A 26,118-nucleotide genomic window follows, 5' to 3' on the forward strand; every position below is an offset into this window, starting at 1 on the left:
AGCCAACCGGAGGGGCACACAACGCCCTACATATGGTCCAATTGCTGGTGCAGTGAGAACATGCATGCAGATCGCATCCAAGCCACGCGTCCGGCTGGCAAGCCGTCAGGAACTGGATGAAATTGGCGGGCTCGTCTCCGACGCCTTCGCATCGTTACGGCCCGTTCTGGCGCCACACATCTTCGAGCCCTACGTGGACGACGCGCGGGATATCGCGGGGCGATGGGCGAAAGCCAAGGTCGCGGTGCTCGAAGCCGAGGGACGGCTCGTCGGGACGGTCACCTACTACGCCGATGCCGCCTTTGACGGCATGGGCTGGCCGCCCGGGCTGGCAGGCCTCAGGACCCTCGCGGTTGCTCCCTCGGCACAGGGCCGCGGATATGGCCGCGCGCTTTGCGAATGGTGCGTCTTGCAAGCGCGTCGGCAGGGCTCGAGCGGCCTTGCGCTTCACACCGCCTCGTTCATGACGTCTCCATGCAAGCTGTATGAGAGCCTTGGCTTCGAGAGACGCCCCGCCGACGACCTTTTCGCATCCGACATTATTGGCTTTGATCCAGCTCTCGGCGATCAGGAGATCATCGCCTACCTGCTGCCGCTCAAGCAGGTCGAGAGCAGCCGCGATCGATAATGTTCGACCGCCGTTGAACGGACGGGGTCATCATCTTGCTTCCGGGTGCTGTCCGCAGCTTCCACCGGTTGTCTCGATGCGAGCAGATCTTAGTCTTTCGTATAGTCAGGCCCAAAACGGGTCGGCAGGTTGTCGGCGAGTTTCAACCAAGGGAGCTTCTCCTCAAAGGCGACATGCAGCGTAGGTGCAAATTTTTCTGGCTCCTCCATCGCTGCCGCAAAAAAATGCATGACATCAGACATGTTCTTTGAGCGGAAGGACAGCGGCGTGCCACAGTGATCGCAAAATGTTCTTTCCACACCGGGAGAAGAGTTGAATACCTTCGGTAGCTTGCCCAGCCATCGCCATTGGCCGTTCAACACGCCAATGTAGGTGGTCATCGGCGCAGAACATTGCCGCCGACAACTTTCACAATGACAGACCACGCAGGCCCGTGCCGGGCCATCGACTTCAAAAGCAATAGCGCCACATAAGCAATGACCACGCATGCAAATTCCCCTTGAGTCAACAAGGACAGCTTCATGCCTGGGCGTGAGGGAGGCGCCACGACATGCGCCGAGCTGGCGCCCAATTCCGACATTCGGCGCTAGCGATTTCCTAGGTGCGCGACGCGTTCCTTCACTACCGCCTTTGCGGCATATTGAAATGTTCGTAGAGTTTCTTCGCCGGGCCGCTGAATTCACGGCCTAGCAGGTCTATCGCAACCCGAACACTACAGTGGAATTGCGGTCACTTCTTTGGCCGTTCGGATCACGAACATCGTTTGGTATCGCGCGACGTTGCTTCGGTCTCGGAACAGTCGCTCGCATAGCGCATCGAACTCTTCCATATCCGTCAGGCGGAGCATAAGGACGGCGTCGGTTTCGCCGCTCACGCTGTAGGCCTGAGTGACGGCCGGTTCCTGAGCGGCCAACTCGAGAAAGTCCCGCATATACTGCTCGCCATGACGCTCCAGTTCGACGGTGACGATCGCCTTCAAGCCCCGGCCAGTCTTTGCCGGTGCGAGAAGCGCGACAACGCGGCTGATGACGCCGCTTTTCTTCAGTCGTCGTATGCGGCGCAGGCAGCTCGAAGGGGAAAGCCCGACTAACCCCGCCAGTTTGGCGTTCGTTCGTGAGGCATCATCCTGGAGCAGGTTGAGAAGCCTTCTGTCGATCTTGTCCATCTCGGTCGCGCTCATCGTCGGTGTATTGCAATTTTATTGCACGGAATCGCAAACCTTGACCACAAATGCGAAGCGTCTCAGGTTACGCAAATGGCTCCAGGGATGATGGAGCAGCATGATGGCAATTTGCGCCGCCTTCTATCGCAAGACATTGGAAACGCTTGAAATCTATTGGGAGCTGGTTCGCGTGATCGTTCCGGTTGCGATAGCCACGCGGCTCCTGCAGGACCTTCGCGTCATCCAGGCAATTTCTCCGTTCTTCTCCCCGCTCATGTTGCAGGTGGGGTTGCCACCTGAACTCGCCTTTGCCTGGCTGACGGGATTGCTGGTCGGGATCTGGGGCGCGCTTGTGATCGTATTCACCTTGGTTCCGGTTTCGGCGCTCAGCACTGCCGACATGACGGTTCTTTCGGCTCTCTTGCTGTTTGCACATGCCATTCCGATCGAGCAACGGATCATTCAGAGGACCGGGCCGAGCTTCCTGGTCACCGCGGCGCTTCGTATTGGCGGGGGTTTGGTCTTTGCTGTCCTTCTGCATCAGATATTCGCCGTGACCGGATGGCTGTCAGGACCGGTGGCGCCGGCGTGGATGCCGACGAATGAAAGCACCGACTGGGGCGGCTTTCTCCTGGGCACAGTCAAAACCCTGGGCATCATGCTCATCGTTTTGCTTGCGCTAAGCTGGGTTATCGAGCTTCTCAAGATGGCGGGCATTTTGGAGTGGATGAACAGAGGGCTTGCACCGCTCTTTCGGCTCGCCGGCATCGAAAAGCAGACGGTACCTCTCGCCGCTGTCGGCCTGTTTCTCGGGATTTCCTATGGCGCAGGACTGCTGATCCGCGACGCGCGCACGCCTAGCGCGGAGCCGCGTCAGATATTCCTCGCCTGCGTGTTCATGGGTTTTGCCCATAGCCTCATTGAGGACACGTTGGTCGTTGTCGCACTTGGCGCCGATGCTACGAGCGTGCTTCTCGGTCGCCTAGCGTTTGCCGTGCTCGCGACCGCCGTGATCGCAAAAGTAATCAATGCGGTTCCCGACGCTCTTTTCTTCAAGACACTCTTCCACAAGGAAGAAGGCAGTTCGCGCAATCGGATTTCTGAGCCGGCGATTAGCGGACCGTTGACGTGAGCCGTCCTTACGCAGCAGCCGACATGTGTGTCGCATCACTATCGCGAGAGGACGCGAATCCGGCTCTGGAACTCACCACGATCGACATAGCATCCGCGCAGATGTCGCCGCCCGGTGTTCGGGTTGAACGATTGGCGGCCATGCAACACCCGGCGATTGTCGAAGACCGCCATTTCGCCGGCCTTCAGGCGGTAGGCTATTTGGAAACGCGGCCCGCGGATCATCATCATCAGCTTGCGATAAGCCGCATAAAAGGGCGCGCATAGGTCGGAGGGAAGGTCGATGACATCGACAAGATGGGCGTTGAACCGCAACTCCGTCACTTCCCCGTCGCGTTGCGTTACAATCACAGGAAACCGACCGCGCAGATCGCAGTTTTCATCGTGAAAACGATAGGGGATCTCGATCTCGCACAATAGGCGGTAGGCTTCCGGATCTTCCGCCTGTAGCGCGGCGACGACCGCAAACCCGTCGGCAAAGATCGATCCACCGCCCTCAGCGTCATTGGCGATACAATGCAGGAACTGGTAGCCGGGCGGCACCTCCTGGTTCGCGAGATCGGTGTGTAGCGGCAAGGCGACCGGCGTATAGGCCAGATTGTTCGGGTTCGGCATCGACACGACTTCGAACATCGTGCCGAAATTTGTCTGGCGCAGGAAACCAATCCGCTCGGCCGAACGCCGCCCCGCATCGGGATCATCGTCAAGCCCATCGACGATGGAGAGCCCGTATGCAGCCGTTGCCTTCAGCCAGGCGAGCAGATCGGCATCGCTTTGCAAGATGTCCCCGGCGGCGTGACGCGGCATGGTTTCAAGATTGATTGAGGCGTCCCAGAGTTTCGGAGCGATGTCGGCCGGATCGTCCCGCTTTCTGCCGGGACGGTAGGACTCAAAGAACTGGCTCGGGAATTCCTCCTCAGCCTGGTCGTTCTGCCAGACAATGCCCACAGCGCTGCCCCTGTCCCGCACGCTGATGGGTCTGAGCGAGGGGTCTACGCTGGTCAGGTCGAAAGTTCGTTCTTCGGTCTGCGGGTGAAACGCCGATGGTGCATTGTCCTTTAGCCAAAGCCAGGGGTAGCAGACTGTTTCGCCCGACACGAAAGTCACGGCAAGCGCGGTCTCCCGGGCTTCCACGGAAAGCAGGGTATTCATGATGATGTCTCTCTGAACACAGAATTTGATTTTCAGCTTGGATCAGGCCCGCAGGCCGTCAACCCAACGGTGGTGGCCACCACAAGCTCGGCTTCCCATAGCGATGGGATCCGGGATTTCTGTTCGGTTCTTCGAGCACGCCATCTCCAGGCGGAATCTGGCTCCAGATGAAATCTGGTTCAAAGCCACCGCGATGGTAGCGGTCATTCGCCGGCGGTGTCCAGCTAAATGCAGCGGGATCGCCATCCCCTCTCGGCTACCCCTCGCCCGACAGATCGCGCCGCGCCTTGTCGAGTTCCTCGGCATAGCGGCGCATCAGGTGGCCTTCGGTCAGCAAACCGACCACCTTGCGGTCGGTGAAATCCTCGACCACTGCCAATTCCTCGGCGCCGGCGCGCTGGAAGGTCTCGGCCGCCGACTGCACGTTCATGCTCGGCACCAGCACCGCATCCCTAAATTTGGCGAAGGACAGCACCGGCATCTCGTCATCCGACAAATGGCTGTGCAATTCGGCGACGATCAGCACGCCGACATAGTGCAGTTCGGCATCCACCGCGATGACGCGCTGCGAGGCACCGAGCGGCACCTGCTTGCGGAATGTTGCAAGCGTCGTTGAGGCGTCGATGGTGCGGACATCCTTGCGCATCATCGAGCCGACCGTCAGGCTGCGCATCCAGCCTACATCATGGGCGCTGCGGATGGTTTCGCCGCGCAGGTGAAAGCGCCATGTCGAGAAGGAATAGCCAAACGTTTCTCGCACTAGGATCGCCGCCATGAGCGAGGCGGCCAGCACCACGCCGGTCAGCGTCAGGTCGCGGGTCGATTCCAGCGCCAGGAAGGTCATCGTCAACGGGCCACCGACGACGCCGACGGCGAGCGAGGTCATGCCGACGACGGCGGCGACGGCGGGGTCGATGCCGGTCGCCGGCGAGACGAACGCCATCGCGCCGGCGAACATCTTGCCGAGCAGGGCACCGAGGAACAAAGAGGCAAAGAACAGCCCGCCGCGGAAGCCGGAGCCGAGCGAGATCGCCGACGCCGACAGCTTCAGCACGAAGACGCTGGCCACCACGGCCAGCCCGTAATTCATCGCGAATTCGCGGTGCAGCGCGCCATGGCCGCTGGACAGGACCTGCGGCGTGATCAGCCCCAGCAGCCCGACCATCACGCCGCCGATGGCTGGGCGCAACGAGGCGTCGATCGACAGCCGCGCAAAGATGCGCTCGATCAGGCTCACCAGATGCATGATGGCGATCGAAGCACCGCCACCCAAAAGCCCGAGCAGCATGAACGGCAAATACTGGCTGACGGTGAGCGCCGGCAGACCCGCGAGCTCCAGCGGAAACGGCACGCCGCCGAACATTTCGGCGGTCAGCGAGGCCGAGATCGCGGCGGCCATCACCGGCGCGACATTGGCGACCGAATAGATGCCGATGACCAGCTCGAAACCGTAGAAGGCGCCGGTCAGCGGCGCATCGAAGGCGGCGGCGATCGCGCCGGCTGCACCGCAGCCGACGAGGATGCGGACATCGTTGCGGCGCAGCCTGAACAAGCGCGCCAGCCGCGACGCCAGGCCGGAACCCACCTGCGTGTAGCCGGCCTCGAGCCCGACCGAAGCGCCGAAGCCGCTCGAGATCATCGTCTGCCCGGCGATGATGAAAGTGTCGGTCAGCGACATGCGGCCGCCGTAAAGGGCGTTGGCTTCGATCGGATCGACCGGCGTGCGGAACTTCCGCTTTCTCAGCCAGATCACCGTCAGCCCGAGCAGGATGCCGCCGATCGCCGGTATCAGCGCTTGCTCCGGCCTTTGCAGCGAAAACATCGCCGAAAGCCGACCACCGGGCTGAACGCCGAACATAAGCCCATGCAGGACCTGCACCAGTTCGCTCATGCCGGTGACCAGCGCACCCGCTATCACCCCGACCAAAGCCGCCAGAATGACGACGGCGATGCCGCGCGCCTCGAGCAGCGGGATCGATCGGATCAGCACCGCGCGCAGTCGGCGGGCATAGACTTGCGGTTCGTTTCTGGAAAGCACCGGGGCGGCTCGCCGATATCAAAAGGGGAGTGGTGCCTGATACGCCCGGCGGCTTTGCATGGCAACAATGCCGGCCGCCAAGGTGTCATGCCCGCGTGATGCTGCGGCGATAAAGCCCATCTTCAGCTCGGGGAACCGCGTTGACGTAAACGTCAACCCGAAGCTATATGCGCCGACCGTGGCTGTAAAACCAGGCAAGCGGCTTCGGCCGGGTCGAAGCGCCAAGGCGCGACAAACGCAACCAGACGAGGAGAACCGCCATGAGCGTTCAGGAGATTGCCGACAAGATCAGGTCGCGCGTGGCGAGCGCCGGGTTCGATCGCTCCGTGAAATTCGACACCGGCAGCGACGGCGTCATCGTCATCGACGGCGCCGATGTCTCGACCACCGATGCACCGGCAGATTGCACCATACAGCTGTCGCTCGACGATTTGGACTCGCTGATATCAGGCGATCTCAACCCGACCATGGCCTTCATGTCCGGCAAGATAAAGGTCGAAGGCGACATGAGCGTCGCCATGGCGCTCAGCCAGCTGATCGGCTGATCGCTTAAGGTGAGACAAGCCGCCGCGCGCGACGACGGCGGCTTCGAACCATCAGGCAGCGAGCGACAGCCGCTGCGCCTTCAGCTTGCGCCCGGCCGCCTTCAACGTGCCCTGCGCGCCGTCGAGCGCGCCGACCACCAGTTCCCGCGCCAGCAGGCGGTGCCGCTCGTAAGGCCCCGGCATGGCCAGCGAGCCGGTCTTTGCGGCCGAAAACCCGAAGCGCTCGTAATAGGGTGCGTCGCCGACCAGCAGGATCGCCGCATGGCCAAGCCGCTCGGCCTCAGTCACTGCATGGCGCATCAGCGCCGAGCCGATGCCGGCATTTTTCAGCGCCGGGTCGACCGCAAGCGGGCCGAGCAGCAGCGCTGCCTTGCCGCCCTCGCCCAGCACCACGTCCCACAGCCGCACGGTGCCGGCAACAGCGCCCGACGCATCGCGCGCGACAAAGGCAAGGCCCTCCGAAGGCCGGCGGCCGCGCCGCAGCTTTTCCGACGACTTCTTCCGGCGCTTCGGCCCCATGGCGCGATCGAGCAAAGCCTCGCGCGCACCGATATCGGCAGCGGTTTCGGCAGTGATGACAAAAGCGCCGGCATTCTCCCCCCTCGAGGGGGACATCCCCGCGGCGCCTTCAACAATGAAATCCAAAACGTCCATTTCCGCGATCCTTCACGAGCGGATTGTTCCACAGGCGAGCCCGGGCGGACGACAGGCGCCCACCTCGGGATGATCTGATCGGTTCTTTCGAACCGTCAGATCACGTAGGATCGGAGAGGTTCGAAGCCGTTGAAGGCAACCGACGCGTAGGTCGTCGTGTAGGCACCGGTGCCCTCGATCAGCACCTCGTCGCCGATGGTCAGCGACAAGGGCAGCGGATACGGCGTCTTCTCGTACATCACGTCGGCCGAATCGCAGGTCGGGCCGGCGAGCACGCAAGGCGCGGTCTCGGTGCCGTCATGCGCGGTGACGATCGGGTAGCGAATCGCCTCGTCCATGGTCTCGGCCAGACCGCCGAACTTGCCGATGTCGAGGAACACCCAGCGCACATTGTCGTTGTCGGCCTTCTTCGAGATCAGCACGACCTCCGACTTGATGACGCCGGCATTGCCGACCATGCCGCGGCCCGGCTCGATGATCGTCTCGGGGATCGCGTTGCCGAAGTGCTTCCTGAGCGCCGAGAAGATCGCCTGGCCATAGGCCTGCGCCACCGGCACATCCCTGAGATAGCGGGTCGGGAAGCCGCCGCCCATATTGACCATCTTCAGCACGATGCCCTCTTCGGCGAGCGTCGCGAACACCTTCTTGGCGTCGCCCAGCGCGCGGTCCCAGGCGGTCAGGTCGGTCTGCTGCGAGCCGACATGGAACGACACGCCATGGGCGTCGAGACCGAGCGCCCTGGCATGGCGCAGCACGTCGACCGCCATCGCCGGCACACAGCCGAACTTGCGCGACAGCGGCCATTCGGCGCCCTCGCCGTCGGTCAGGACGCGGCAGAACACGCGAGCGCCGGGAGCGACACGGGCGATCTTCTCGACCTCCTCGACGCAGTCCACCGCAAACAGCTTAATGCCGAGCTGGTAGGCGCGCTGGATGTCGCGCTCCTTCTTGATGGTGTTGCCGAAGGAGATGCGGTCCGCCGGCGCACCGGCGTCCATCGCCATCTCGACTTCGGCAACGGAAGCGGTGTCGAAGGACGAGCCCATCGCAGCAAGCAGGCGCAGGATTTCCGGCGCCGGGTTTGCTTTCACCGCATAGTAGATCTTGGAATCGGGAAGCGCCTTCTCGAAGGCGCGGAAATTGTCGCGCACCACATCGAGGTCGACGACGAGGCACGGGCCGTTCGGACGTCGGGTAGCGAGGAAATCAAGGATGCGCTGGGTAGCCATCGGGGTCTCTCCATCAGCGCCTTTCGGCGCGCACAAAGGCTTGCGGACGCGGGCTCTCGGCCTCGCGAACACGCGGTGGACAAAGGCGGGACGGAAATCCATGGAACCAGCCGGTGGAGACCCCGGAACCATGAAGCGCCGTCTCGCGGCGGTGAACCTTGGCCTTGCCCGGCCTCGGTTCGCTTTGTCTGCCTTGGCTTGGATGGGAGACCCGTCCGCACTGCCGGCAATGAAGGTGTGCCTCTTCAGTAACCCCGGTCTTTGGACGACCGGCAGAACACCAGAAAGGCCCGCACCGTCGTTGCTTCAAGGTGTCCTCGGTTGGCGGTTGGCCGCTAAACCGACTGGAGGGGTTGGCTCCAGTTACCTTACCGATTGCCCTCACCATTCGAGGATCGGCGGACACCCACAGGCACGTGCGACTTTGGGCAAGCGCGATATAAGAGCGAAAGATTTCACAATCAATAAAAATCGTATGGCAGGTTGTAAAATTTGTGGCATCGAACAATGCTGCGGCAACCAGAAGAACAATGCTGCGGCAAGCACATCCGGATATCGAACGCATGACAGGCACTCGCGGCCCGCTGAACGCTTTTCTCGACCTTGATCAAACCCCTGTAGCCAATGCGAAATCCGGCCCGCTTGCCGGCTTGCGGCTGGCCGTCAAGGACATCTTCGACGTCGCCGGCTACCGCACCGGCTGCGGCAATCCTCAGAAATACCGGGACGCTTCACCGGCCATGGCGACCGCGCCGGCGGTCCAGGCGCTGCTTGATTCGGGTGCGCGTTTCGTCGGCAAGACGCAGACCGACGAACTCGCATTTTCCCTGCTGGGGCTGAACGCGCATTTCCCGTCGCCGGTCAATCCGGCGGCACCCGATCGCGTCACCGGCGGCTCGTCCTCCGGTTCTGCCGCGGCTGTCGCCGGCGGGCTTGCCGACATCGCCACCGGCTCCGACACCGGCGGCTCGATCCGTGCGCCGGCAAGCTTCTGCGGCCTGATCGGCCTCAGGACGACGCATGGCCGCATCCCGCTCGACGGCACCATGCCGCTGGCGCCTTCGCTGGACACGGTCGGCTGGTTCGCCAGGGATATCGTCGCCTACGAAAAGGTCGGCACGGTGCTGCTCGGCGACGATCCGCATCGCCACGAACTGGTAAGCCCTCTTGCCCTCGACGCGCTGGACAGCCTCGTGCTCGGCCCGCTGGAGGCCGAGGAATATCGCGCCATGGTCCGCGGTGTCGCTACGGTGCTGGGAGCGCCGCGCAGCGTTGGCCCGCTGTCGCATTCAATCGACGATCTTTATTGGTGCTTCCGTAAGCTGCAGGGCTATGAAGCCTGGCAAAGCCACGGCGCCTGGATCGCCGGCGGCGACCGCATGCTCGGCCCCGGCGTCAGGGAGCGCTTCGAGCATGGCGCGACCATCAGCGCGACAACCGCGCAGCACGAAACGGAACGTCGCGTTTCGTTTCGCCTCGAACTTGCCGGCCTGCTTGGCGACGACGGCGTTCTTGTGCTTCCGACCGCTCCGGGTGCCGCGCCGCTCAAGGCCGCGACATTCGACGATTTGCAGACCTATCGCGAGCGCGCGCTGAGACTGCTATGCCTTTCCGGCCTGTCCGGTTTTCCGCAAATCACGCTGCCGCTCGGCAGAGCCGAAGGCGCGCCGTTCGGACTTTCGCTGCTCGGTCCGAAGAACAGCGACCGGCAGCTGATTGCGCTGGCCGCCCGCATCCTTTCAGCCCGCCAAGGAGGCGCATGACATGGATACGCTGACCCGCATGCGTGCCTTCATCGACGTGGTCGAGGCCGAAGGCTTTTCGGCGGCGGCGCGCAAGATCGGCCGCTCCAAGGCGCTGTTGTCGAAATACGTGCGCGAGCTCGAGGACGAGCTCGGCGCGCTGTTGCTCAACCGGACCACCAGGCAGTTCTCCCTGACCGAGGCCGGCCACACCTATTACCGGCGCGCCTCGGAGATCGTGCGCGAGGTCGACAGCCTTGCCGATGCGGTGCGCGAATCCTCCGGCGACGTGCGCGGCAGGATCAAGCTGTCGGCGCCGCGTACTTTCGCCGACGCGCCGATCGGCCAATCGCTGATCGACTTCGCCAAGCAGCATCCCGACATCGTCCTCGACATTCATCTCGACGATCGCTTCGTCGATCTAGTCGAGGAGGGCTTCGATCTGGCGGTGCGCATTTCGCGGCTGGAGAATTCCTCGCTGATCGCCAGGCGCCTGGCGCCATTTTCGGTACGGCTTTGCGCGTCTCCCGAACTGATCGCCAAGCACGGCATGCCGGTCAGGGCGCAAGACCTTGCCCGCGTGCCTTGCATCATCGACACCAATGGCCGCTGGCTCACCAACTGGCCGTTCAAGGGCGACAGCGGCGATACCGTGAGCGTTTCGGTTTCCGGCCCGATCGAGGTCAACAGCCCGATGGCGGCAAGGGCCGCTGCCGTGGCTGGATTGGGATTTTCCATCCTGCCAGATTTCATCGCCGCGCCCGACATCGAAAGCGGCAAGCTGGTGACTGCGCTGGATGACCGCATCCTGCCCGGCGGCGGCATCTTCGCCGTCTATCCGCACCGGCGCTATCTGCCTGCAAAAGTTCGCGTATTCGTCGACTTCCTGGTGCAGTGGTTCAAGGCGCTGGACACCGCATGAGCTTTCAGCCGGCTTGCGGTCCCATTTTCGCCCCCTTTCTGGTAACTGTCGGCAATTCACCGAAGCCGATTGAATCGCGACCGAGAATGCACCTGAAACAGCAAGCAATCATGCTGGCTTCGGCCTTGACCGCGACTATCGCCGCCGTCGGACCGGCCGAGGTGCATCCCCACGTCTTCGCCGAGGCACGGCTCGAAGTGGTCCTCGGCCCGGATCACCAAACTGTGAAGGCATTGCGCCATGTCTGGCGCTTCGACGACTTGTTTTCGAGCACGGTGATGATGGAGTTCGACAAGAATTCCGACCTGAAGCTCGACGACAAGGAGCTGAAGGATGTTGCCGACACCGTCCATGCCTCGCTTGCCGAATTCAACTACTTCCAGCTCGTCACCGTCGACGGCAAGGACGTGGCAATGACCCCGCCGCCGCAGCTGATGGCCAATTTCGACAACGACCAGTTGATCATCCTGTTCGAATCTGAACCGAAGGCGCCGATCAAGCTCAGCGGCAAGATCGATATCGGCGTCTACGACCCGACCTTCTACACCGCGATCGATTTCACCGAGGATGCCAATCTGCAGGTCGATGGCTTGCCCTCGACCTGCACCAGCAAGGTCGTCCGCCCAAACCCGGACGAGGCGATCGCCGAGAACCAGAAGACCCTGACCGACGCTTTCTTCAATGATCCGACGGGCACCGACATGAGCAAGATCTTTGCCACCAAGCTTGAGCTGACCTGTCAGCCGGAAGGATAGATCCAGTGACGAAACCGTCCCTGCGTTTGGCATTCGGCCTTCTGGCCGCCACCCTGGTGATGACGCACTTCCTCGGCTCCGCCCACGCCCAGAGCTCGCTCGGCATCGGCACCAATGACGGCATGGCTCCAACCGCCACCGGCCCGTTCGCCCACATCCTGATGTGGATCAATCTGCGCCAGCAGGAATTCTATCATGCGCTTGCCGGCGCGATGAAGGCGATGCGCCAGGACGGCAGCAAGATGTGGCTGCTCATCGGCCTGTCCTTTGCCTATGGCATTTTCCACGCTGCCGGCCCCGGTCACGGCAAGGCGGTGATCTCATCCTACATGGTGGCCAATGAAGTGGCGCTCCGGCGCGGCATCATGCTGTCCTTCGTCTCGGCCCTGCTGCAGGCGCTGACCGCGATCGTGGTGATGCTGCTCGCCTATTTCGTGCTGCGCGGCACCGCGATATCGATGACCGACGCCGCATGGTTCCTCGAAATCATGAGCTATGTCTTCGTCACCCTGTTCGGCGCCTGGCTGCTGTGGCGCAAGGCTGGCCCGGCCATCCTGCGCCTGTTCGGCGCAAATCCCGGCTACAGCCTCTCGGCTGCCCATGCCGGCCATTCACATGCCGGCCATTCACATTCCGCGCATGCCCATGCGGCACATTCCCACGCGCTTCATGCGCATGACGATCACGACCATGCGCATGACCATCATGACCACGGCGCACACGACCACGCCCATGCTGCGCACGATCACCACAGCCATGCGGCGGGGGAGGTCTGCGAGACCTGCGGGCACTCGCATGCGCCCGACCCGGCGCTGCTTTCCGGCGATCGCTTCGACTGGCGCACGGCTTGGTCGGCGGTGGCTGCCGTCGGTATCCGCCCCTGTTCCGGCGCGCTGATCGTGCTGAGCTTCGCCTTGCTAAATGGGCTGTGGTTCGGCGGTATCCTGTCGGTGCTGGCCATGGCGTTAGGCACCGCAATCACCGTCTCGGCTCTGGCGACGCTTGCGGTCACCGCGAAGAACTGGGCGGTGTATTTCGCCGGCGACGGCCGCATGGGCAACCGCATCCATTCCTTCGTCGAAATCGGCGGTGCCGCCTTCGTCTTCCTGTTCGGTCTGCTGCTGCTATCGGCCAGCCTGACTGGCGCCTGACCTCGTTGCGCCCGATCGGGGTGCTTTAACTAGGGATCCTGCCGCCCAACTCGTCCTCGATATGGACGCGTATGATCTCGTCGAAGCTCGTTTCGGCAGCGAAGCCAAGCTCCCTCGAGCGCCGCGCCTCGAAGCGTGTCGGCCAACCCTTCACGATCGCCCAGATCGTCTCGTCAGGCTCCTCGCGGATCAGTTTGACCGCCTTGGCGCCGGCAACACGTTCCAGCGCTTCGATCTGTTCGCCGACACTGACGGCGACGCCCGGCATCGTCAGGTTGCGGCGCGGCCCGACTGCAGCGCCGTCAATTCCAGCCGCATGGATCAAAAAATTCACCGCCGAACGCGGGCTGGCGTGTGTGTGGACGACCGAGCGCGGCACCGGCAGGATGGCTTCATGGCCGCTCAGCGGCTCGCGGATGATGCCGGAGAAGAAACCCGAGGCCGCCTTGTTCGGCTTTCCCGGCCTGACGCAGATGGTCGGCAGCCTGATGCCGATGCCGTCGAAGAAGCCACGCCTGGTATAGTCGGCAAGCAGCGCCTCGCCCATCAGCTTCTGCGTGCCGTAAGAGGTCAGCGGCGTCGGGTGGAACTCGTCCGGAATGATTTCGGGAAACGGCGCGCCGAACACGGCGATCGATGAGGTGAAGACGAGGCGCGGCGCAAATGCCGCCAGCCGGACGGCATCGAATAGCGCCCTTGTGCCATCGAGATTGACGCGGTAGCCGAGATCGAAATTGGCCTCCGCTTCACCCGACACCACGCCGGCGAGATGGAAGATCACGTCGGGCCGCGGCGCGACCAGATTTGTCGTCGCGCCCGGCGCGGCAAGGTCGCCGGTGTGGACGCTGATGCTGACGCCTTCGAGGGCGGGCGCCTGCGGTGGCACGATGTCGTGAAGGTCGAGCGCGGCGATCTTGCGGCCGCCGAGTGTCCCGTCCTTGGCCAGCCGGGCAATGAGCTTGCGGCCGACCATGCCTGCCGCGCCGGTAATCAGAATGCGCATGTCACTTTCCCTTTTTGCGCTGGCTGCGGCTACGCAGCCAGAACACGACGAAGATTGCCACCATGAAGATCGCGGCGACGACGCCGGCAAGAACCGTCGAGACGTTGCCGACCGCCAGCATCACGGTTGGAAGATAATAGGCTGCGATGCCGAACAGCAGCAAAATCCAGGCGGCGCCGATTGCCGCATTGCGGGTGTCGCGGTCCATCACGCGGCCCCAGGGTAGCGGGCGTTCATGTCGATCGTTGCCAATACCAGGAACTCCCGAAATCAGTGATAGTGGCCACGGTGCGGTGCCGCATCATGCGCGTGATCGTGCTCGCCATCATGCTCATGGCTGTCGGCACATTGGCCGAATTCCGGTTCGACGGTGGCATGGGCTATGCCATGCTCCTGCGCAAGCCGTTTCTTGATCGCGCTGACCGCCATATGCGCGTCGACGCCGTCATTGAGGCAGGCATGCAACGTCGCCATGTTGCTGGAACCGTCGATCGACCAGACATGCATGTGATGCACCTCGCGCACGCCCTTGATCGAGCCTTCGATGTCCCTCGCGATCAGGTCGCGGTCGAGGCTTGCCGGCACGCCTTCGAGCAGGACGTGGGCAGCCTCGCGCATCAGCGACCATGCCGTGGACAGGATCAGCAGCGCGACAAGGACCGATAGGATCGGATCAATAGGCGTCCAGCCCGTCGCCAGGATTATCAGCGCCGCGATGATCGCCGCGGCCGAGCCAAGCAGGTCGCCGAGCACGTGCAGGATGGCGCCGCGCATGTTCAAGCTGTCACGGTCGCCGCCATGCAAAACGAAGAAAGAGCCGATATTGACCGCAAGGCCGGCGATCGCAACGACCAGCATCGGCCCACCGAGCACGGGCTCAGGCGTCAGCAAACGCCCCCAGGCCTCATAGACGATCCACAGCGCAATGGCGAAGATGGCGATGCCGTTGGTGTAGGCGACCAGTGTCTTGACCCGGCCGAAGCCGTAGGTGAGGCGCACGGTCCCCGGCCGGCTCGCAAGATGAAAGGCATACCAGGCAAGGCCGAGCGCAATGCAGTCGGCAAGCATGTGGCCGGCATCCGCCAGCAGCGCCAGCGATCCCGTCAGGAGACCGCCAAGCGCTTCGACGACCATGAAGCCGGCGGTCAGGCAAGCCGCGATCAGCACGCGCTTCTTGTCGGTCGAGCCATGCACATGCCCGGCACCGTGACTGTGGTCGTGGCCCTGCGCGGCATGGTCGTGGGTATGCGCCATCTATGAGCTCCTGCTACGCGCCAAACTCGGCGCGGAAATCCTCGAGCCGCCGCTTCTGCTGGCCATCGCTGTCGAAATTGGCCGGATCGAGCCACGCCTCATAGGCTCTGCGCAGATCAGGCCATTCCTTATCGATGATCGAATACCACGCGGTATCGCGGTTTTCGCCCTTGACCACAAGATGCTGACGGAAAACGCCCTCGAACTTGAAGCCGAAACGTTCCGCCGCGCGCTTCGACGGCTCGTTGCGATTGTTGCATTTCCATTCGTAGCGGCGGTAGCCAAGCTCGTTGAAGACGTACTTCATGAACAGGAACTGCGCTTCCGTCGCCGCCGGCTTGCGCGAGATCAGCGGTCCCCAATAGATGTTGCCGATCTCGATCACGCCATAGGCCGGATCGATGCGCATCAGCGTCTGGCGCCCGGCGACCTTGCCGCTGGCCTTGTCGATGACCGTGAAGAACAGCGGGTCATCGCTGGCTTCGGCCTTGTCCAGCCATGGCTGGAAGGCGGCGCGGGTCTGCGGCGGGTCGTCGAACAGCCAGGCGAAGCGGCCGCCGGCATCGACCACTGACGAGGCCTCGAACAGGCCGTCGCCGTGCTTTTCGGCGTTGAGCGGCTCCAGCCTGACAGTGCGCCCCTCCAGCAACTTGCGTTCGGGCCGCGGGCGCGGTTGCCAATTCTTGAGATTTTCCGACACCGAAACTCCAATCCGTTTGACTTTTGCGGGCGGACGCTCACAAAAACGCACGCTCTCTGAAAGAACCACACGGACGGGAAAAATGCTCCACACGATTTCGGCCTTCGACCGCCTCGGCGAGGAAAATGCGTTCGCAGTGCTGGCGCGTGCCACTGCACTTGCCCACCAGGGCCGCGACATTGTCAATCTCGGCATCGGCCAGCCCGACTTCAAGACGCCGCAGCATATCGTCGAGGCCGCGATCAAGGCGCTACGCGATGGCCATCACGGCTATACGCCGGCCAACGGCCTGCTGGCGACGCGCGAAGCGGTGGTACGCCGCACGCTGGCCACCACTGGCGTCGAAGTCTCGCCGGAAGCGGTGATGATCCTGCCCGGCGGCAAGCCGACCATGTTCGCGGCGATCCTGATGTTTGGCGAGCCGGGTGCCGAAATTCTCTATCCCGATCCCGGCTTTCCGATCTACCGCTCGATGATCGAGTTCACCGGTGCCGCCCCCATCCCGGTGCCGATGCGCGAGGAGAACGGCTTTGCCTTTTCGGCCGCGGAGACCTTGGCGCTGATCACGCCGAAGACCAGGCTGCTGATCCTCAACTCGCCGGCCAATCCGACCGGCGGCGTCACACCGCGCGCCGAGATCGAGAAGCTGGTCAAGGGCCTGGAAGCGCACCCGGATGTCGCCATCCTTTCCGACGAGATCTACGACGTGATGACCTATGACGGCGAGACGCATTGTTCGCTGCTCGCTTTCCCCGAAACCCGCGACCGGCTGATCGTGCTCAACGGCTGGTCGAAGACCTGGGCAATGACCGGCTGGCGCATGGGCTGGTCGATCTGGCCGAACGGCGACAAGGGCGCGCATCTCTACGATAAGGTGCGCAAGCTGGCGGTCAATTGCTGGTCCTGCGTCAACGCGCCGAGCCAGTATGCCGGCATAGCCGCCATCGACGGCCCGCAGGACGATGTCGACACGATGATGCGCGCCTTCGACCGCCGCAGAAAGGTCGTGGTCGAGGGGTTGAATGCCTTGCCCGGTGTTTCCTGCATTACGCCGAAAGGCGCCTTCTATGCCTTCCCCAATGTTTCCAAGACCGGCTGGAAGGCCAAGAAGCTCGCCTCGGCGCTGCTCGAGGATGCCGGCGTGGCGCTGATCGGCGGCCCCGATTTCGGCATTCTCGGCGAAGGCTATGTCAGGCTATCCTACGCCAATTCCGAAGAGAACATCCTGCGCGCGCTGGAGCGGATCGAGACGTTTCTGACGAAGTGAGGCCACGATCGACGAAAGGAGACGCCAGATGTTCTATGCCATTCTAGCCTATCACGAGGAAGAAGCGATTACGGCGCTGACGCCGGAGCAGGATTCGGCGCTGATGACCGATCTTCTCCAGATCAACGATCGGCTTTACCGGCAAGGCACCCTCGGACCGGCGGCGCGGCTCGGCGCGACACAAGACGCCTGCACCTTGCGCGGGCCAGGCACCGGAATGGTTGTTGACGGCCCCTTCGCCGAGACCAAAGAACAATTGCTGGGACTTTATGTTGTCGACTGCGCCAACCGTGACGCCGCTGTCGACATTGCGCGCGACCTTCGCCGCGTCAATCCGACCGCCGTCTACGAAATCCGCCCGATTTCGCTGTATCTTCCCGGCGTGCCGCTTCGGGTCACGCGGCCCTAATGCATGTCGCGCAAAAGTGTGCAGCGGTTTTGCGATAACGACATGCATAAAAACAAGAATCTAAAAGCGCGTCGCATGAGGCCGGTCGAACGCAACGCGCTTTTAGGACCGAGTTGAGACTAATTTAGCCTCGCCCGACAAACGGCATCTTGGTCGCCATCACGGTCATGAACAGGACGTTGGCGTCGAGCGGCAGGCTGGCCATATGGAGGACGGCATCGGCGACGCGCTCGACATCCATCACCGCTTCGGCGGCAATGGTGCCGTTGGCTTGCGGCACGCCGACCGTCATCGCCTGCGCCATGTCGGTCAGCGCGTTGCCGATGTCGATCTGACCGCAAGCAATGTCGAAGGGCCTGCCGTCCAGCGCCAGCGTCTTGGTCAGCCCGGTGATGGCGTGCTTGGTCGCCGTATAGGGCACCGAGCCCGGCCGTGGCGCATAGGCCGATACCGAGCCGTTGTTGATGATGCGGCCGCCCATCGGCTGCTGCCTGCGCATGGCGCCGAACGCGCCGCGAGCACACAGGAACGAGCCTGTGAGATTGACCCCGACAACGTCGTTCCACACTTCGACCGGGATATCGTCGATCAATGTCGATTTGTAGCTCGTGCCGGCATTGTTGAAGAGCAGGTCGACGCGCCCGAAGGCCGCTGCCACCGTCTCGAACAGATCGTCGACCTGATCGGCCTTGCTGATGTCGCAGGCGACCGCCAATGCCTTGGCCTGTGTCGGCCCGGCCGCGGCGATCGCATCCTCCAGCACCGGCTTGCGGCGACCGCAGAAGACCGTATTCCAGCCGGCCTTGAGCAGCGCCGTGGCGACGCTTTTGCCGATGCCCGTACCGGCGCCGGTGACGATGGCGGTTTTATAGTCGCTCATGGCTGTACTCCCTGAAAGGGATGAGCCATCGCAAATGCCGGGAACCATGGCAAGCCGGCCCAAGGCCTGTGCTCGCAAAAAGGGCGGCCATTGGCGACCGCCCCTGATCCGAACCGGGCTTGGGAGGAGGAAAGCCGATCCGACTGCCTGAAATCATGCGCTCACCGGATTAACGAGAGCTAACGCCAATGCCGCCGAGCGCTCCGAGGCTCTCCCCTTCAAGCTACCAGCGCGAACCGGTCACCGGCTTGGCCGTGCTGCCCGCTGCCGGCACCTTCGCCGCCGTCACCGTCGCCTCGACATGGTCGACCAGCGCGTCCGGCAGGCCGAGGCGGCCAGCAAGCAGGTCGAGATAGCCGCGTTCGGCCCGCGTGTCCGGATCGATGGCAAGACGCGAGGCGGTGTAGAGTTCCAGCTTTTGCGCATCGGTCTTGGCGCCGGCGATCAGCACATCCAGATCGAGCGGCGCGTCCAGTTCCGACATCAGGAATTTCTCCGCTTCGGCGCCGACGCCGGCGAGGCTGAGCTTGCCGGCGATCTTCTGCCGCTCTTCGTCATCGACATGACCGTCGGCCTTCGCCGCCGAGATCATCGCCCTGACCAGCGTCAGCGTGAATTCGTCTTCGCCCTGCGGCGCTTGCGACGGATGGAAGGCCGTATCGGCCGGCGGCGGCAGCAATTCCGGTTCGCCGGCGGCTTGCGTTTCGGCCGGCGCGTTGCCATTCTTGTAGTTCTGGTAGGCCTTGTAGGCGAGGCCGCCGATCGCGGCCAGGCCGCCGAGCTTCACCGCCGCACCGGTGACCTGACGGCCTGGGCCGGTTCCGAGCAGCACCGCGGCCAGCGCACCGGCGGCAAGCGGATTGTCCTTGGCCATCTGCACCGCCTGCCCCGCCTTGTCGCGGACGGTCGATCCGGTACCGGGAACTTGCGAGCCGAGCAGGTCGTCGAGAAGCTTCTTGGGATCGAACATCTATGCCTCCAGAATTGGCCCGGCCGAAGGTGCGCGGGCAGGTTTGCACGTCGAAGACCTAGGTCCCGCAGTTTGACATTACAATGACGCGGTGCATCCTTTTGCCCGCTGCCACGCGTGACCTCGCACCGACATCTGCTGGGATTTCACACGGAAATCAAACTGCTTCAGCCTCCTTCCGCACCCTAAAAACATGCAGTGCTGTGGACCTTGGAAGTGTCGAAACCAGCCCCGACTTCGAGTAATGTCGCGGCATGTCGCTTGCGAGGAGCCTGGCATGACCGATGAGACTGACCGCCAGCCGGCACGCGATCCCCAGGAACTGGAGCGCCTGCTGATTTCACGGCAATGGGTCGGAGACATTGACGGCATGGCCGCGCTTTTTGAGCCGCATGCAGTCATCGACAGCGGTGGCGGACAACTGACGTTCGGCCGCGAAGCCATCCAAACGCTGTTCGCGGAGATCACCGCAACCGGCCGAAAATTTCAGTCCGGAGATCAGCGTCCGGCTGTCATCAATGGCGACCTCGCGCTCACCTCGACCCGGCTTCCCGACGGCACGATCACCACCGAGGTCGCACGCCGGCAGAACGACGGGACATGGCTGTGGGTCATCGATCGCTTCTCTGTTGCTTAACGTGAAGTTGCTTGACGTGAAGCTAACTTCCGATGTGACGATCGCCGCGCGCTTGCGCCAGCTCGACCTGGCGCTGGCGCTCGGCATAGCGGGCGCGATCCTCCTCCGAGCGGGCATCGAAGCAATGCGGGCATGAAACGCCGGTTGCATATTCCAGCGACAGCCGGTCTTCTGCGGCTAGCGGATGCCGGCAGGCGCGGCAGAGTTCGGCCTCGCCTTCGACCAACCCGTGCGATACCGAAACGCGCTCGTCGAACACGAAGCATTCGCCTTGCCAGAGGCTCTGTTCGGCGGGCACGTCTTCGAGATACTTCAGAATGCCGCCCTTGAGGTGGAAAACATCCTCGAAGCCAAGCGACTTCACATAGGCCGTCGCCTTCTCGCAGCGTATGCCGCCGGTGCAGAACATGGCGACCTTGCGCCCCTCGAGCTCATGCCGATGCTGCTCGACCCAGGCCGGGAATTCGCGAAAGCTGGCAGTGGCGGGATCGACAGCGCCCTTGAAGGTGCCGAGCGATACCTCGTAGGCGTTGCGCGTATCGATGACGATGGTGCCTGCATCCGAGATCAATGCGTTCCAGTCGGCCGGCGCAACATAGCTGCCTGCACCTGCCGCCGGATCGATATTGTCCACCCCCATGGTGACGATCTCGCGCTTCAGCCGCACCTTCATGCGGTGGAACGGCATCGCTGCGGCGCTGCTGTATTTAATCTCGAGGCCGGCGAGACCTTCGATGGATTCGAGATGATGGATGAGCGCGGCGATTGCCGCTTCACTGCCGGCGACCGTGCCGTTGATGCCCTCACGCGCCAAAAGCAGCGTGCCTTTGATGCCGCATGCGCGGCAGAAGGCGGCGAGCGGCGCGCGCAGCGCCTCGAAGGTGTCGAGCCGGGCGAAGCGGTAAAGCGCGGCAACACGGAAGGCTTGGCTGGACAGTGTCATCTCCAAGCCACTAAACGCTCACGACAGCCGGATCAAGGCAGAGCCGGGAGCGGTCTGCCCGCGACGGGTTTCGAACACCACGCGTGACATCGCGACACGCCGCGTTTCGTGGACAGAAAAACCGCCTTCTGCTAACCGGTCGACTTGATCAACAGAGGAGAGACGACGAATGCCCAGCACGACCGAAAAGCTCCTGTCGCTCCTCAACGGCCAGCCGGTCATACCGGTGCTGAAGATCGCCAATCCCGCCGACGCGGTGCCGCTGGCCCGGGCGTTGGCCCGCGGCGGCCTGCCGGCGATCGAGATTACGCTGCGCACCGCCGACGCGCTGGAGGCGATCCGCCGGGTGGCGGGCGAGGTCGAAGACGCCGTCGTCGGCGCCGGCACCATCCTGGACGCCCGCCAGTTCGGCGAGGCGGCGGCCGCCGGTTCGAAGTTCATCGTCAGCCCCGGCATCACCCGCGAGCTTCTCGCGGCAGCCAAGGACAGCGAAGTGCCGTTGCTGCCCGGTGCCATCACGCCGGGAGAGGTCATGGCCGCGCGCGAAGCCGGCCTGCGCTTTCTGAAATTCTTCCCGGCCGAACAGTCGGGCGGCATCGCCTCGCTCAAGGCCTTCGCCTCGCCGCTCGCCGACGTGAAATTCTGCCCGACCGGCGGTATCACCGGCCAGAATGCCGCCGACTATCTCAGCCTGCCCAACGTCATCTGCGTCGGCGGTTCCTGGGTGGCGCCGGACGATCTGGTCAAGGCCGGCAAATGGGACGAGATCGAAGCCTTGGCGCGCGCCGCGAGCAAGCTCGGGCGCTAGCATCGCCGCCGATCTGGCCTGCTGCCGATCTGGTTCGCCGGCTGGTTCCCGCTCATGGGCTCGAACCACGATTCACGCCTTCAAAGGGCGCTGTCCTACCATTAGACGAAGCGGGAGAATGCTGACCTTGGTTAGCATCCCGGCACGAAGGAAGCCAGTGCCGGCGGTGGCGGCAGCCGCGCCGGTTGCCAGCGCGGCCTCTACGATATTTGCCCAGCTGTTATTCGGTCTGGAAGCGGGCCACCGACATGAACTTGACGGCCTTGCCGGTGAACCGGTTGGCGTCGGCCATCTCGTTGCCCGGCTGGAAGCCGACGGTATAGACCTCGCTCGGTGCCGTACGGACGAAGTCGTAAGCGTAGCGCGGCGCCGTTGTCGCGTCTGAAACGGTCGCGACATACTCGCCGCTGTGCAGCGCCCAACGGGCAGCCTGCGGCGCGGCAGCGACCACCACCGGCTTGGGGCCTGGTTTCAGGTCGCGGGCGGTGGCCCTGGGTTCCTTGCGTGTGGTCTTCACGCCCGCGCCGATGACGGCCGTCGGGTCGGAGCCGGCCGGGCGGGCAACGATGGCCTTGCGCGGCGACGCCCCGTCGCTCGATGCGTCGTCACTCGCCGGTTCCTCGAACACCGACGCTTGCTCGGAAAGCGAAGCGACTTTGTATTCGTCGGTCGCGCTGACCCGTTCCAGAACGGCCTTGACCTCGTCGGGCTGCGAACTGTCGGGCCGCGCCGACGGCAATACCGAGAATGCATCGGTGGCGGTGTTGCTCCGCTCGGCCGCACTCGCGAGCGCCAGCAATACTTGCTTGTCCTGCGGCGCAAGACCAGCCGACGAAAGATCGGCCGGCAGCGAATGATCGGGCCGCCAACTCGGCACGGGAATGTTGTTTGTCGCGACCTGCACCGGGCCGGCCGTAGCCGACGCGTCTGCCATGCCGAACGGAACACTTGCCGACGCCACACTTGCCGGCGCTTGCGCGGTTGCCACCGCCTGTTCGGTGGATGCAGTCGCATCCGCCACGCCGAACGGAACGTTTTCAGGCGGCTGGGCACCGATGTCGGCCTTCGGGCGCGGAGCAAAATCCGGCAGCGGAATGCTGCGCGCCGGCAATGCCGCGATGATCGTCTCCGGCGTGTCGTTCTCCGGTTCAGGCGCAGGCGCCGGAGCATCGGCGACTTCCGGAATCTCGGCACGCTTGGCATCCCGAGGCGCCACGATGGCGATGCCAGGCAGATTGCTGCTCTTGGCCGACGGCGCCGGCTTCACGTTGCGGGGCTTTGGCGCTGGCTCGGCCATCGCCACATCGGCGCTGTCGTCCGCCTCGTCGTCGCCGCCGCCGAAGAAGGCTGCCAGGAAGCTGCGGGATTTTTTTCCACCGCCGCTTGCGCTGGCCAGTTCGATGGCCGGCGCGCCGGCGCCCTTACGGGCCTTGTAGGAGGCGAGCGCCTGTTGATAACCGGGCAGCGGCTTGCCGTCGCTCGGCACATGCAGCGTCTTGCCGTTGGGGAACACGCGCGCCAGTTCCTGGCGGCTGATGCCGGGCCAGTGGCGCACATTGCCGACATCCATATGCACGAAGGGCGAGCCGGAGCTGGGATAATAGCCGACGCCGCCGCCCTGCATCCTGAGGCCGATGTCGCGCAGCTTCTTCAGCGGCACACCGGGAATGTAGAAATCCATCGCCCTGCCGAGCATGTGCTGGCTCTTCTCGGCGACGCCCCTGCTGCGGCTGCGCAGCATCGAATTCGTCGACGGCGAACGATAACCGCAGACGACCTGGATATAGTCGGTGGCGCCGCTCTCCCGATAGGCTTCCCAGACCAGGTCCAGCAGGCGCGGATCCATCTTGGTCGGCTCGTTGCGACGCCAGTCGCGCAGGATGATGTTGATCTTTCGCAAGCCCGCTTGATCGTAGCGGCCGTTGCGCTTGTAGACGATCTCCGCCTTTTCATGCGTGTGGAGATGATAGAGCTTCAGCGAACGTGTCTCGGCGCTGGCGCCGGTTGCCGCCGCTGCAAGGAACCCGACGGCAACAATCACCGCTGCCAGCCATCTCGGCCAGACGCTCATGTGATAATGCCGCCCGTTTTTGTGTCGTTCGATTCTGTTCAAATCAAAAGGCCTTGCAGGCTGCCGTTTTGTCCCCGGATTTGACCAAACGGATGCGTTAGATGTGCATCCGAATATCGATCCTAATGGTTAATCATCGCTTATTGAAGCCGAAATGCGGTAACACCGTGGCGATATCCCGCCAAAAATATTGCGCAGGAGATCTTGGTAAACCGCTGGTTTAGATCATGTTTTGGCGCCAGCTCGAAACACGATCTGTTACCGTCCGCCTTAATACGTGAACATTGCGGCGAACACGTCATTACGAGACCCAGTTGCCTGGAATGATGTCCGGATGAGAACCGGCTTGGCCCTGTGACTCAGGAAGCGAGCCTCTCGACACGGCCGGTCTCCGGGTCGATGCCGTATTCCTTGAGCTTGCGGTAGAGCGTCGACCGGCCGATGCCGAGGCGGCGGGCGACCTCGCTCATCTGGCCGTTGTAGTGGTCGATGGCGAGCTTGATCATTTCGAGCTCGACATCGGCCAGCGCACGCACATTGCCGCGCTCGTCGAGCGCCCGCAGCGTGCCGAAGCGGTGTCTGGCCGGCGCGTCGGGCTCGGCCACGGCGGCGCCGACGGCGGCCGGGACGTTATCACGCGGCAGGCTGCCCGAAGCCAATCCGGAAGCTGGCCACCCTGAAGCTGGCCCCCCTGAAGCTGGCGAGGCGATATCCGCATCGAGATTGACCGTGCCCTCGACCTGCGCCCGGATCTGCGGGAACTCTTCTTCGGTCAGCATGTCGCCCTCGGCGAGCACCGAAGCCCGGAAGACGGCATTTTCGAGCTGCCTTATATTGCCCGGCCAGTCATAGGCCTGCAGCATGGCGAGCGCCGCAGCCGAGATGCCTCGCAGACGGTGGCGCGGATCGGCGGGCGCCACCTTCTCCATGAAGTGCTCGACCAGATGGGGAATGTCGTCGCGACGGTCGCGCAATGGCGGCACGAAGATCGGATAGACGTTCAGACGATAGAACAGATCCTCGCGGAACTTGCCGTCCTTGACCTGCTGCAGCAGGTTGCGATGGGTTGCCGAGATCAGCCTGATGTCGACCCTGACGGTCGAGCGCCCGCCAACCGGATCGACTTCGCCGTCCTGTACGGCGCGCAACAGCTTGACCTGCACGTCGAGCGGCAGGTCGCCGATTTCGTCGAGGAACAGCGTGCCCGAATGCGCTTCGACGAACTTGCCGGTGTGTTTTTCGGTGGCGCCGGTGAACGAGCCCTTTTCGTGACCGAACAGGATCGATTCGACCAGATTGTCGGGGATGGCGCCGCAATTGACGGTGACGAAGGGTTTCGAGCGGCGGTCGCCGCTGCCCTGGATGGCGCGCGCCACCAGTTCCTTGCCGACGCCGGATTCACCCTCGATCAGGATCGGGATGTTGGACGCCGCCGCCTTGCGGCCGAGCCGGATCACCCGATCCATCGCCGGACTGTGAGTGATCATGTCCTTGAACGTCAGATGGCCGCCGCGCTGCCGTGACGAGCGCTTCACTTCGCCTTCGAGCGCTTCGACCTTGAGGGCATTGCCGATCGACGCCTGCAGCCTGTCGGGAGAGGCCGGCTTGACGACGAAGTCGAAGGCGCCGTGACGCATTGCCGAAACGACGGTTTCGATGCCGCCCTGGGCGGTCTGCACGATGACGGGAATGTGGATGCCGCGCTCGCGCATTGCCTTCAGCACGCCGATGCCATCGAGGCCCGGCATCATCAGGTCGAGGATGACCACCGAGACGTCGCGCGCATTAGGCCCGTCGACAACATCGAGACCGGCCTCGCCGCCATCGGCGACGATCGCGGTGTGGCCGAATTTCGTCACCGCCGCCTCGAGCAGCCTGCGCTGCACCGGATCGTCATCGACTATGAGTATGGAAGCTGCCATGACTGATCCGACCGTGCCCGCCCAAGAACGCGCCCCTATGGATCATCTTGGCACAGGGTTCTAAATAAGCTTTCAAAAAACCCGGTGAATGAATTCCTTAGGATTTGACCGGCTTCTCGTTTCCTCGAATTTTCGTGTCTGGAAG

Annotated in this window: 26 protein-coding genes and 1 tRNA gene; 11 read left to right on the forward strand and 16 right to left on the reverse strand. The window is 63.3% G+C overall.

All coding sequences use genetic code 11. The features are described from left to right. The first annotated feature begins 64 nt into the window (after window positions 1-64). Window positions 65-628 carry a GNAT family N-acetyltransferase gene (locus tag NKH71_RS05830; RefSeq protein WP_352790774.1) on the forward strand — a complete coding sequence of 188 codons (564 nt, stop codon included), beginning with the start codon at window positions 65-67 and terminating at the stop codon, window positions 626-628. Between the two features lie 89 nt (window positions 629-717). Here NKH71_RS05830 and NKH71_RS05835 read toward each other — a convergent pair whose 3' ends face one another. After that, on the reverse strand, window positions 718-1,116 hold the full coding sequence (locus NKH71_RS05835; RefSeq protein ID WP_352590610.1) for a GFA family protein: 399 nt from the start codon (window positions 1,114-1,116) through the stop codon (window positions 718-720). Between the two features lie 224 nt (window positions 1,117-1,340). Beyond that, on the reverse strand, window positions 1,341-1,793 hold the full coding sequence (locus tag NKH71_RS05840) for an Lrp/AsnC family transcriptional regulator (protein WP_352790776.1): 453 nt from the start codon (window positions 1,791-1,793) through the stop codon (window positions 1,341-1,343). Between the two features lie 118 nt (window positions 1,794-1,911). Here NKH71_RS05840 and NKH71_RS05845 point away from each other — a divergent pair, with 118 nt between their 5' ends. Next, on the forward strand, window positions 1,912-2,922 hold the full coding sequence (locus NKH71_RS05845) for a nucleoside recognition domain-containing protein (protein WP_352790810.1): 1,011 nt from the start codon (window positions 1,912-1,914) through the stop codon (window positions 2,920-2,922). A gap of 38 nt (window positions 2,923-2,960) precedes the next feature. On the opposite strand, the gene NKH71_RS05850 is transcribed toward NKH71_RS05845, so the two are convergent. Then, window positions 2,961-4,073, reverse strand: a complete 1,113-nt coding sequence (locus NKH71_RS05850) for a TauD/TfdA family dioxygenase (protein WP_352790778.1) — start codon at window positions 4,071-4,073, stop codon at window positions 2,961-2,963. Window positions 4,074-4,329: 256 nt separating this feature from the next. Continuing rightward, complete coding sequence (locus NKH71_RS05855; RefSeq protein WP_352494726.1) at window positions 4,330-6,111, reverse strand: chloride channel protein; 1,782 nt, start codon at window positions 6,109-6,111, stop codon at window positions 4,330-4,332. A 260-nt stretch (window positions 6,112-6,371) separates the two neighbouring features. Here NKH71_RS05855 and NKH71_RS05860 point away from each other — a divergent pair, with 260 nt between their 5' ends. After that, window positions 6,372-6,656: an SCP2 sterol-binding domain-containing protein gene (locus NKH71_RS05860; protein WP_023720213.1), complete on the forward strand. Its 285-nt coding sequence runs from the start codon at window positions 6,372-6,374 to the stop codon at window positions 6,654-6,656. Window positions 6,657-6,707: 51 nt separating this feature from the next. On the opposite strand, the gene NKH71_RS05865 is transcribed toward NKH71_RS05860, so the two are convergent. Both NKH71_RS05865 and odc2 read right to left on the reverse strand, forming a co-directional pair. After that, entirely contained in the window at window positions 6,708-7,271 is a 564-nt protein-coding gene (locus NKH71_RS05865) for a GNAT family N-acetyltransferase (RefSeq protein WP_352494790.1), read from the reverse strand. 134 nt (window positions 7,272-7,405) lie between these two features. After that, window positions 7,406-8,539: an ornithine/lysine decarboxylase gene (gene odc2, locus NKH71_RS05870; RefSeq protein WP_352494725.1), complete on the reverse strand. Its 1,134-nt coding sequence runs from the start codon at window positions 8,537-8,539 to the stop codon at window positions 7,406-7,408. Between the two features lie 563 nt (window positions 8,540-9,102). Here odc2 and NKH71_RS05875 point away from each other — a divergent pair. The 4 genes from NKH71_RS05875 (at window position 9,103) to NKH71_RS05890 (ending at window position 13,109) form a co-directional block, all read left to right on the forward strand. Next, window positions 9,103-10,302 (forward strand): amidase, encoded by a 1,200-nt coding sequence (locus tag NKH71_RS05875; protein WP_352494724.1) that lies wholly within the window; start codon window positions 9,103-9,105, stop codon window positions 10,300-10,302. A gap of 1 nt (window position 10,303) precedes the next feature. Next, window positions 10,304-11,203 (forward strand): LysR family transcriptional regulator, encoded by a 900-nt coding sequence (locus tag NKH71_RS05880; protein WP_023720210.1) that lies wholly within the window; start codon window positions 10,304-10,306, stop codon window positions 11,201-11,203. An 86-nt stretch (window positions 11,204-11,289) separates the two neighbouring features. After that, window positions 11,290-11,958, forward strand: a complete 669-nt coding sequence (locus tag NKH71_RS05885) for a DUF1007 family protein (protein WP_352790780.1) — start codon at window positions 11,290-11,292, stop codon at window positions 11,956-11,958. Next, on the forward strand, window positions 11,955-13,109 hold the full coding sequence (locus NKH71_RS05890) for a nickel/cobalt transporter (RefSeq protein WP_352790812.1): 1,155 nt from the start codon (window positions 11,955-11,957) through the stop codon (window positions 13,107-13,109). Before NKH71_RS05885 ends, NKH71_RS05890 begins: the two co-directional genes overlap by 4 nt. A 25-nt stretch (window positions 13,110-13,134) precedes the next feature. On the opposite strand, the gene denD is transcribed toward NKH71_RS05890, so the two are convergent. The 4 genes from denD to NKH71_RS05910 all read right to left on the reverse strand — a co-directional run bounded on the left by denD (window position 13,135) and on the right by NKH71_RS05910 (window position 16,066). Beyond that, window positions 13,135-14,112 carry a D-erythronate dehydrogenase gene (gene denD, locus NKH71_RS05895; RefSeq protein WP_352590598.1) on the reverse strand — a complete coding sequence of 326 codons (978 nt, stop codon included), beginning with the start codon at window positions 14,110-14,112 and terminating at the stop codon, window positions 13,135-13,137. A gap of 1 nt (window position 14,113) precedes the next feature. Beyond that, window positions 14,114-14,320 carry a hypothetical protein gene (locus NKH71_RS05900; RefSeq protein WP_031194351.1) on the reverse strand — a complete coding sequence of 69 codons (207 nt, stop codon included), beginning with the start codon at window positions 14,318-14,320 and terminating at the stop codon, window positions 14,114-14,116. 62 nt (window positions 14,321-14,382) lie between these two features. Beyond that, a complete protein-coding gene (locus NKH71_RS05905; protein ID WP_023720205.1) occupies window positions 14,383-15,366 on the reverse strand; it encodes a cation diffusion facilitator family transporter in 984 nt (327 codons plus the stop codon). 13 nt (window positions 15,367-15,379) lie between these two features. After that, on the reverse strand, window positions 15,380-16,066 hold the full coding sequence (locus NKH71_RS05910; protein ID WP_352790782.1) for a GNAT family N-acetyltransferase: 687 nt from the start codon (window positions 16,064-16,066) through the stop codon (window positions 15,380-15,382). Between the two features lie 82 nt (window positions 16,067-16,148). Between NKH71_RS05910 and NKH71_RS05915 the strand changes: the two genes are divergently transcribed. Then, complete coding sequence (locus NKH71_RS05915; protein ID WP_352481960.1) at window positions 16,149-17,333, forward strand: pyridoxal phosphate-dependent aminotransferase; 1,185 nt, start codon at window positions 16,149-16,151, stop codon at window positions 17,331-17,333. A 28-nt stretch (window positions 17,334-17,361) separates the two neighbouring features. After that, window positions 17,362-17,742, forward strand: coding sequence for a YciI family protein (locus NKH71_RS05920; protein ID WP_352481958.1), 381 nt, complete (start codon window positions 17,362-17,364; stop codon window positions 17,740-17,742). Window positions 17,743-17,866: 124 nt separating this feature from the next. On the opposite strand, the gene NKH71_RS05925 is transcribed toward NKH71_RS05920, so the two are convergent. Both NKH71_RS05925 and NKH71_RS05930 read right to left on the reverse strand, forming a co-directional pair. Next, the gene (locus tag NKH71_RS05925; RefSeq protein WP_352481957.1) at window positions 17,867-18,622 is read right to left on the reverse strand and encodes an SDR family oxidoreductase; all 756 of its coding nucleotides are present in this window, start codon (window positions 18,620-18,622) and stop codon (window positions 17,867-17,869) included. A gap of 223 nt (window positions 18,623-18,845) precedes the next feature. Next, complete coding sequence (locus NKH71_RS05930; protein ID WP_352481956.1) at window positions 18,846-19,592, reverse strand: tellurite resistance TerB family protein; 747 nt, start codon at window positions 19,590-19,592, stop codon at window positions 18,846-18,848. A 277-nt stretch (window positions 19,593-19,869) separates the two neighbouring features. Here NKH71_RS05930 and NKH71_RS05935 point away from each other — a divergent pair, with 277 nt between their 5' ends. Further along, window positions 19,870-20,229 (forward strand): YybH family protein, encoded by a 360-nt coding sequence (locus NKH71_RS05935; RefSeq protein WP_023720199.1) that lies wholly within the window; start codon window positions 19,870-19,872, stop codon window positions 20,227-20,229. A gap of 22 nt (window positions 20,230-20,251) precedes the next feature. Here NKH71_RS05935 and trhO read toward each other — a convergent pair whose 3' ends face one another. Beyond that, window positions 20,252-21,172 carry an oxygen-dependent tRNA uridine(34) hydroxylase TrhO gene (gene trhO / locus NKH71_RS05940; RefSeq protein ID WP_352790786.1) on the reverse strand — a complete coding sequence of 307 codons (921 nt, stop codon included), beginning with the start codon at window positions 21,170-21,172 and terminating at the stop codon, window positions 20,252-20,254. 169 nt (window positions 21,173-21,341) lie between these two features. On the opposite strand from trhO, the gene NKH71_RS05945 reads away from it, so the two are divergent. Next, window positions 21,342-21,980, forward strand: a complete 639-nt coding sequence (locus NKH71_RS05945; RefSeq protein ID WP_352481952.1) for a 2-dehydro-3-deoxy-phosphogluconate aldolase — start codon at window positions 21,342-21,344, stop codon at window positions 21,978-21,980. Window positions 21,981-22,022: 42 nt separating this feature from the next. Here NKH71_RS05945 and NKH71_RS05950 read toward each other — a convergent pair. The 3 genes from NKH71_RS05950 to NKH71_RS05960 form a co-directional block, all read right to left on the reverse strand. After that, window positions 22,023-22,096, reverse strand: a tRNA-Gln gene (locus NKH71_RS05950). A gap of 104 nt (window positions 22,097-22,200) precedes the next feature. Beyond that, the gene (mepK, locus tag NKH71_RS05955) at window positions 22,201-24,051 is read right to left on the reverse strand and encodes a peptidoglycan L,D-endopeptidase MepK (protein WP_352790788.1); all 1,851 of its coding nucleotides are present in this window, start codon (window positions 24,049-24,051) and stop codon (window positions 22,201-22,203) included. 359 nt (window positions 24,052-24,410) lie between these two features. After that, a complete protein-coding gene (locus tag NKH71_RS05960; RefSeq protein ID WP_352894643.1) occupies window positions 24,411-25,973 on the reverse strand; it encodes a sigma-54-dependent transcriptional regulator in 1,563 nt (520 codons plus the stop codon). Window positions 25,974-26,118 lie beyond the last annotated feature (145 nt).

The sequence above is a fragment of the Mesorhizobium sp. M0983 genome (assembly GCF_040318975.1).
Taxonomy (GTDB): Bacteria; Pseudomonadota; Alphaproteobacteria; order Rhizobiales; family Rhizobiaceae; genus Mesorhizobium.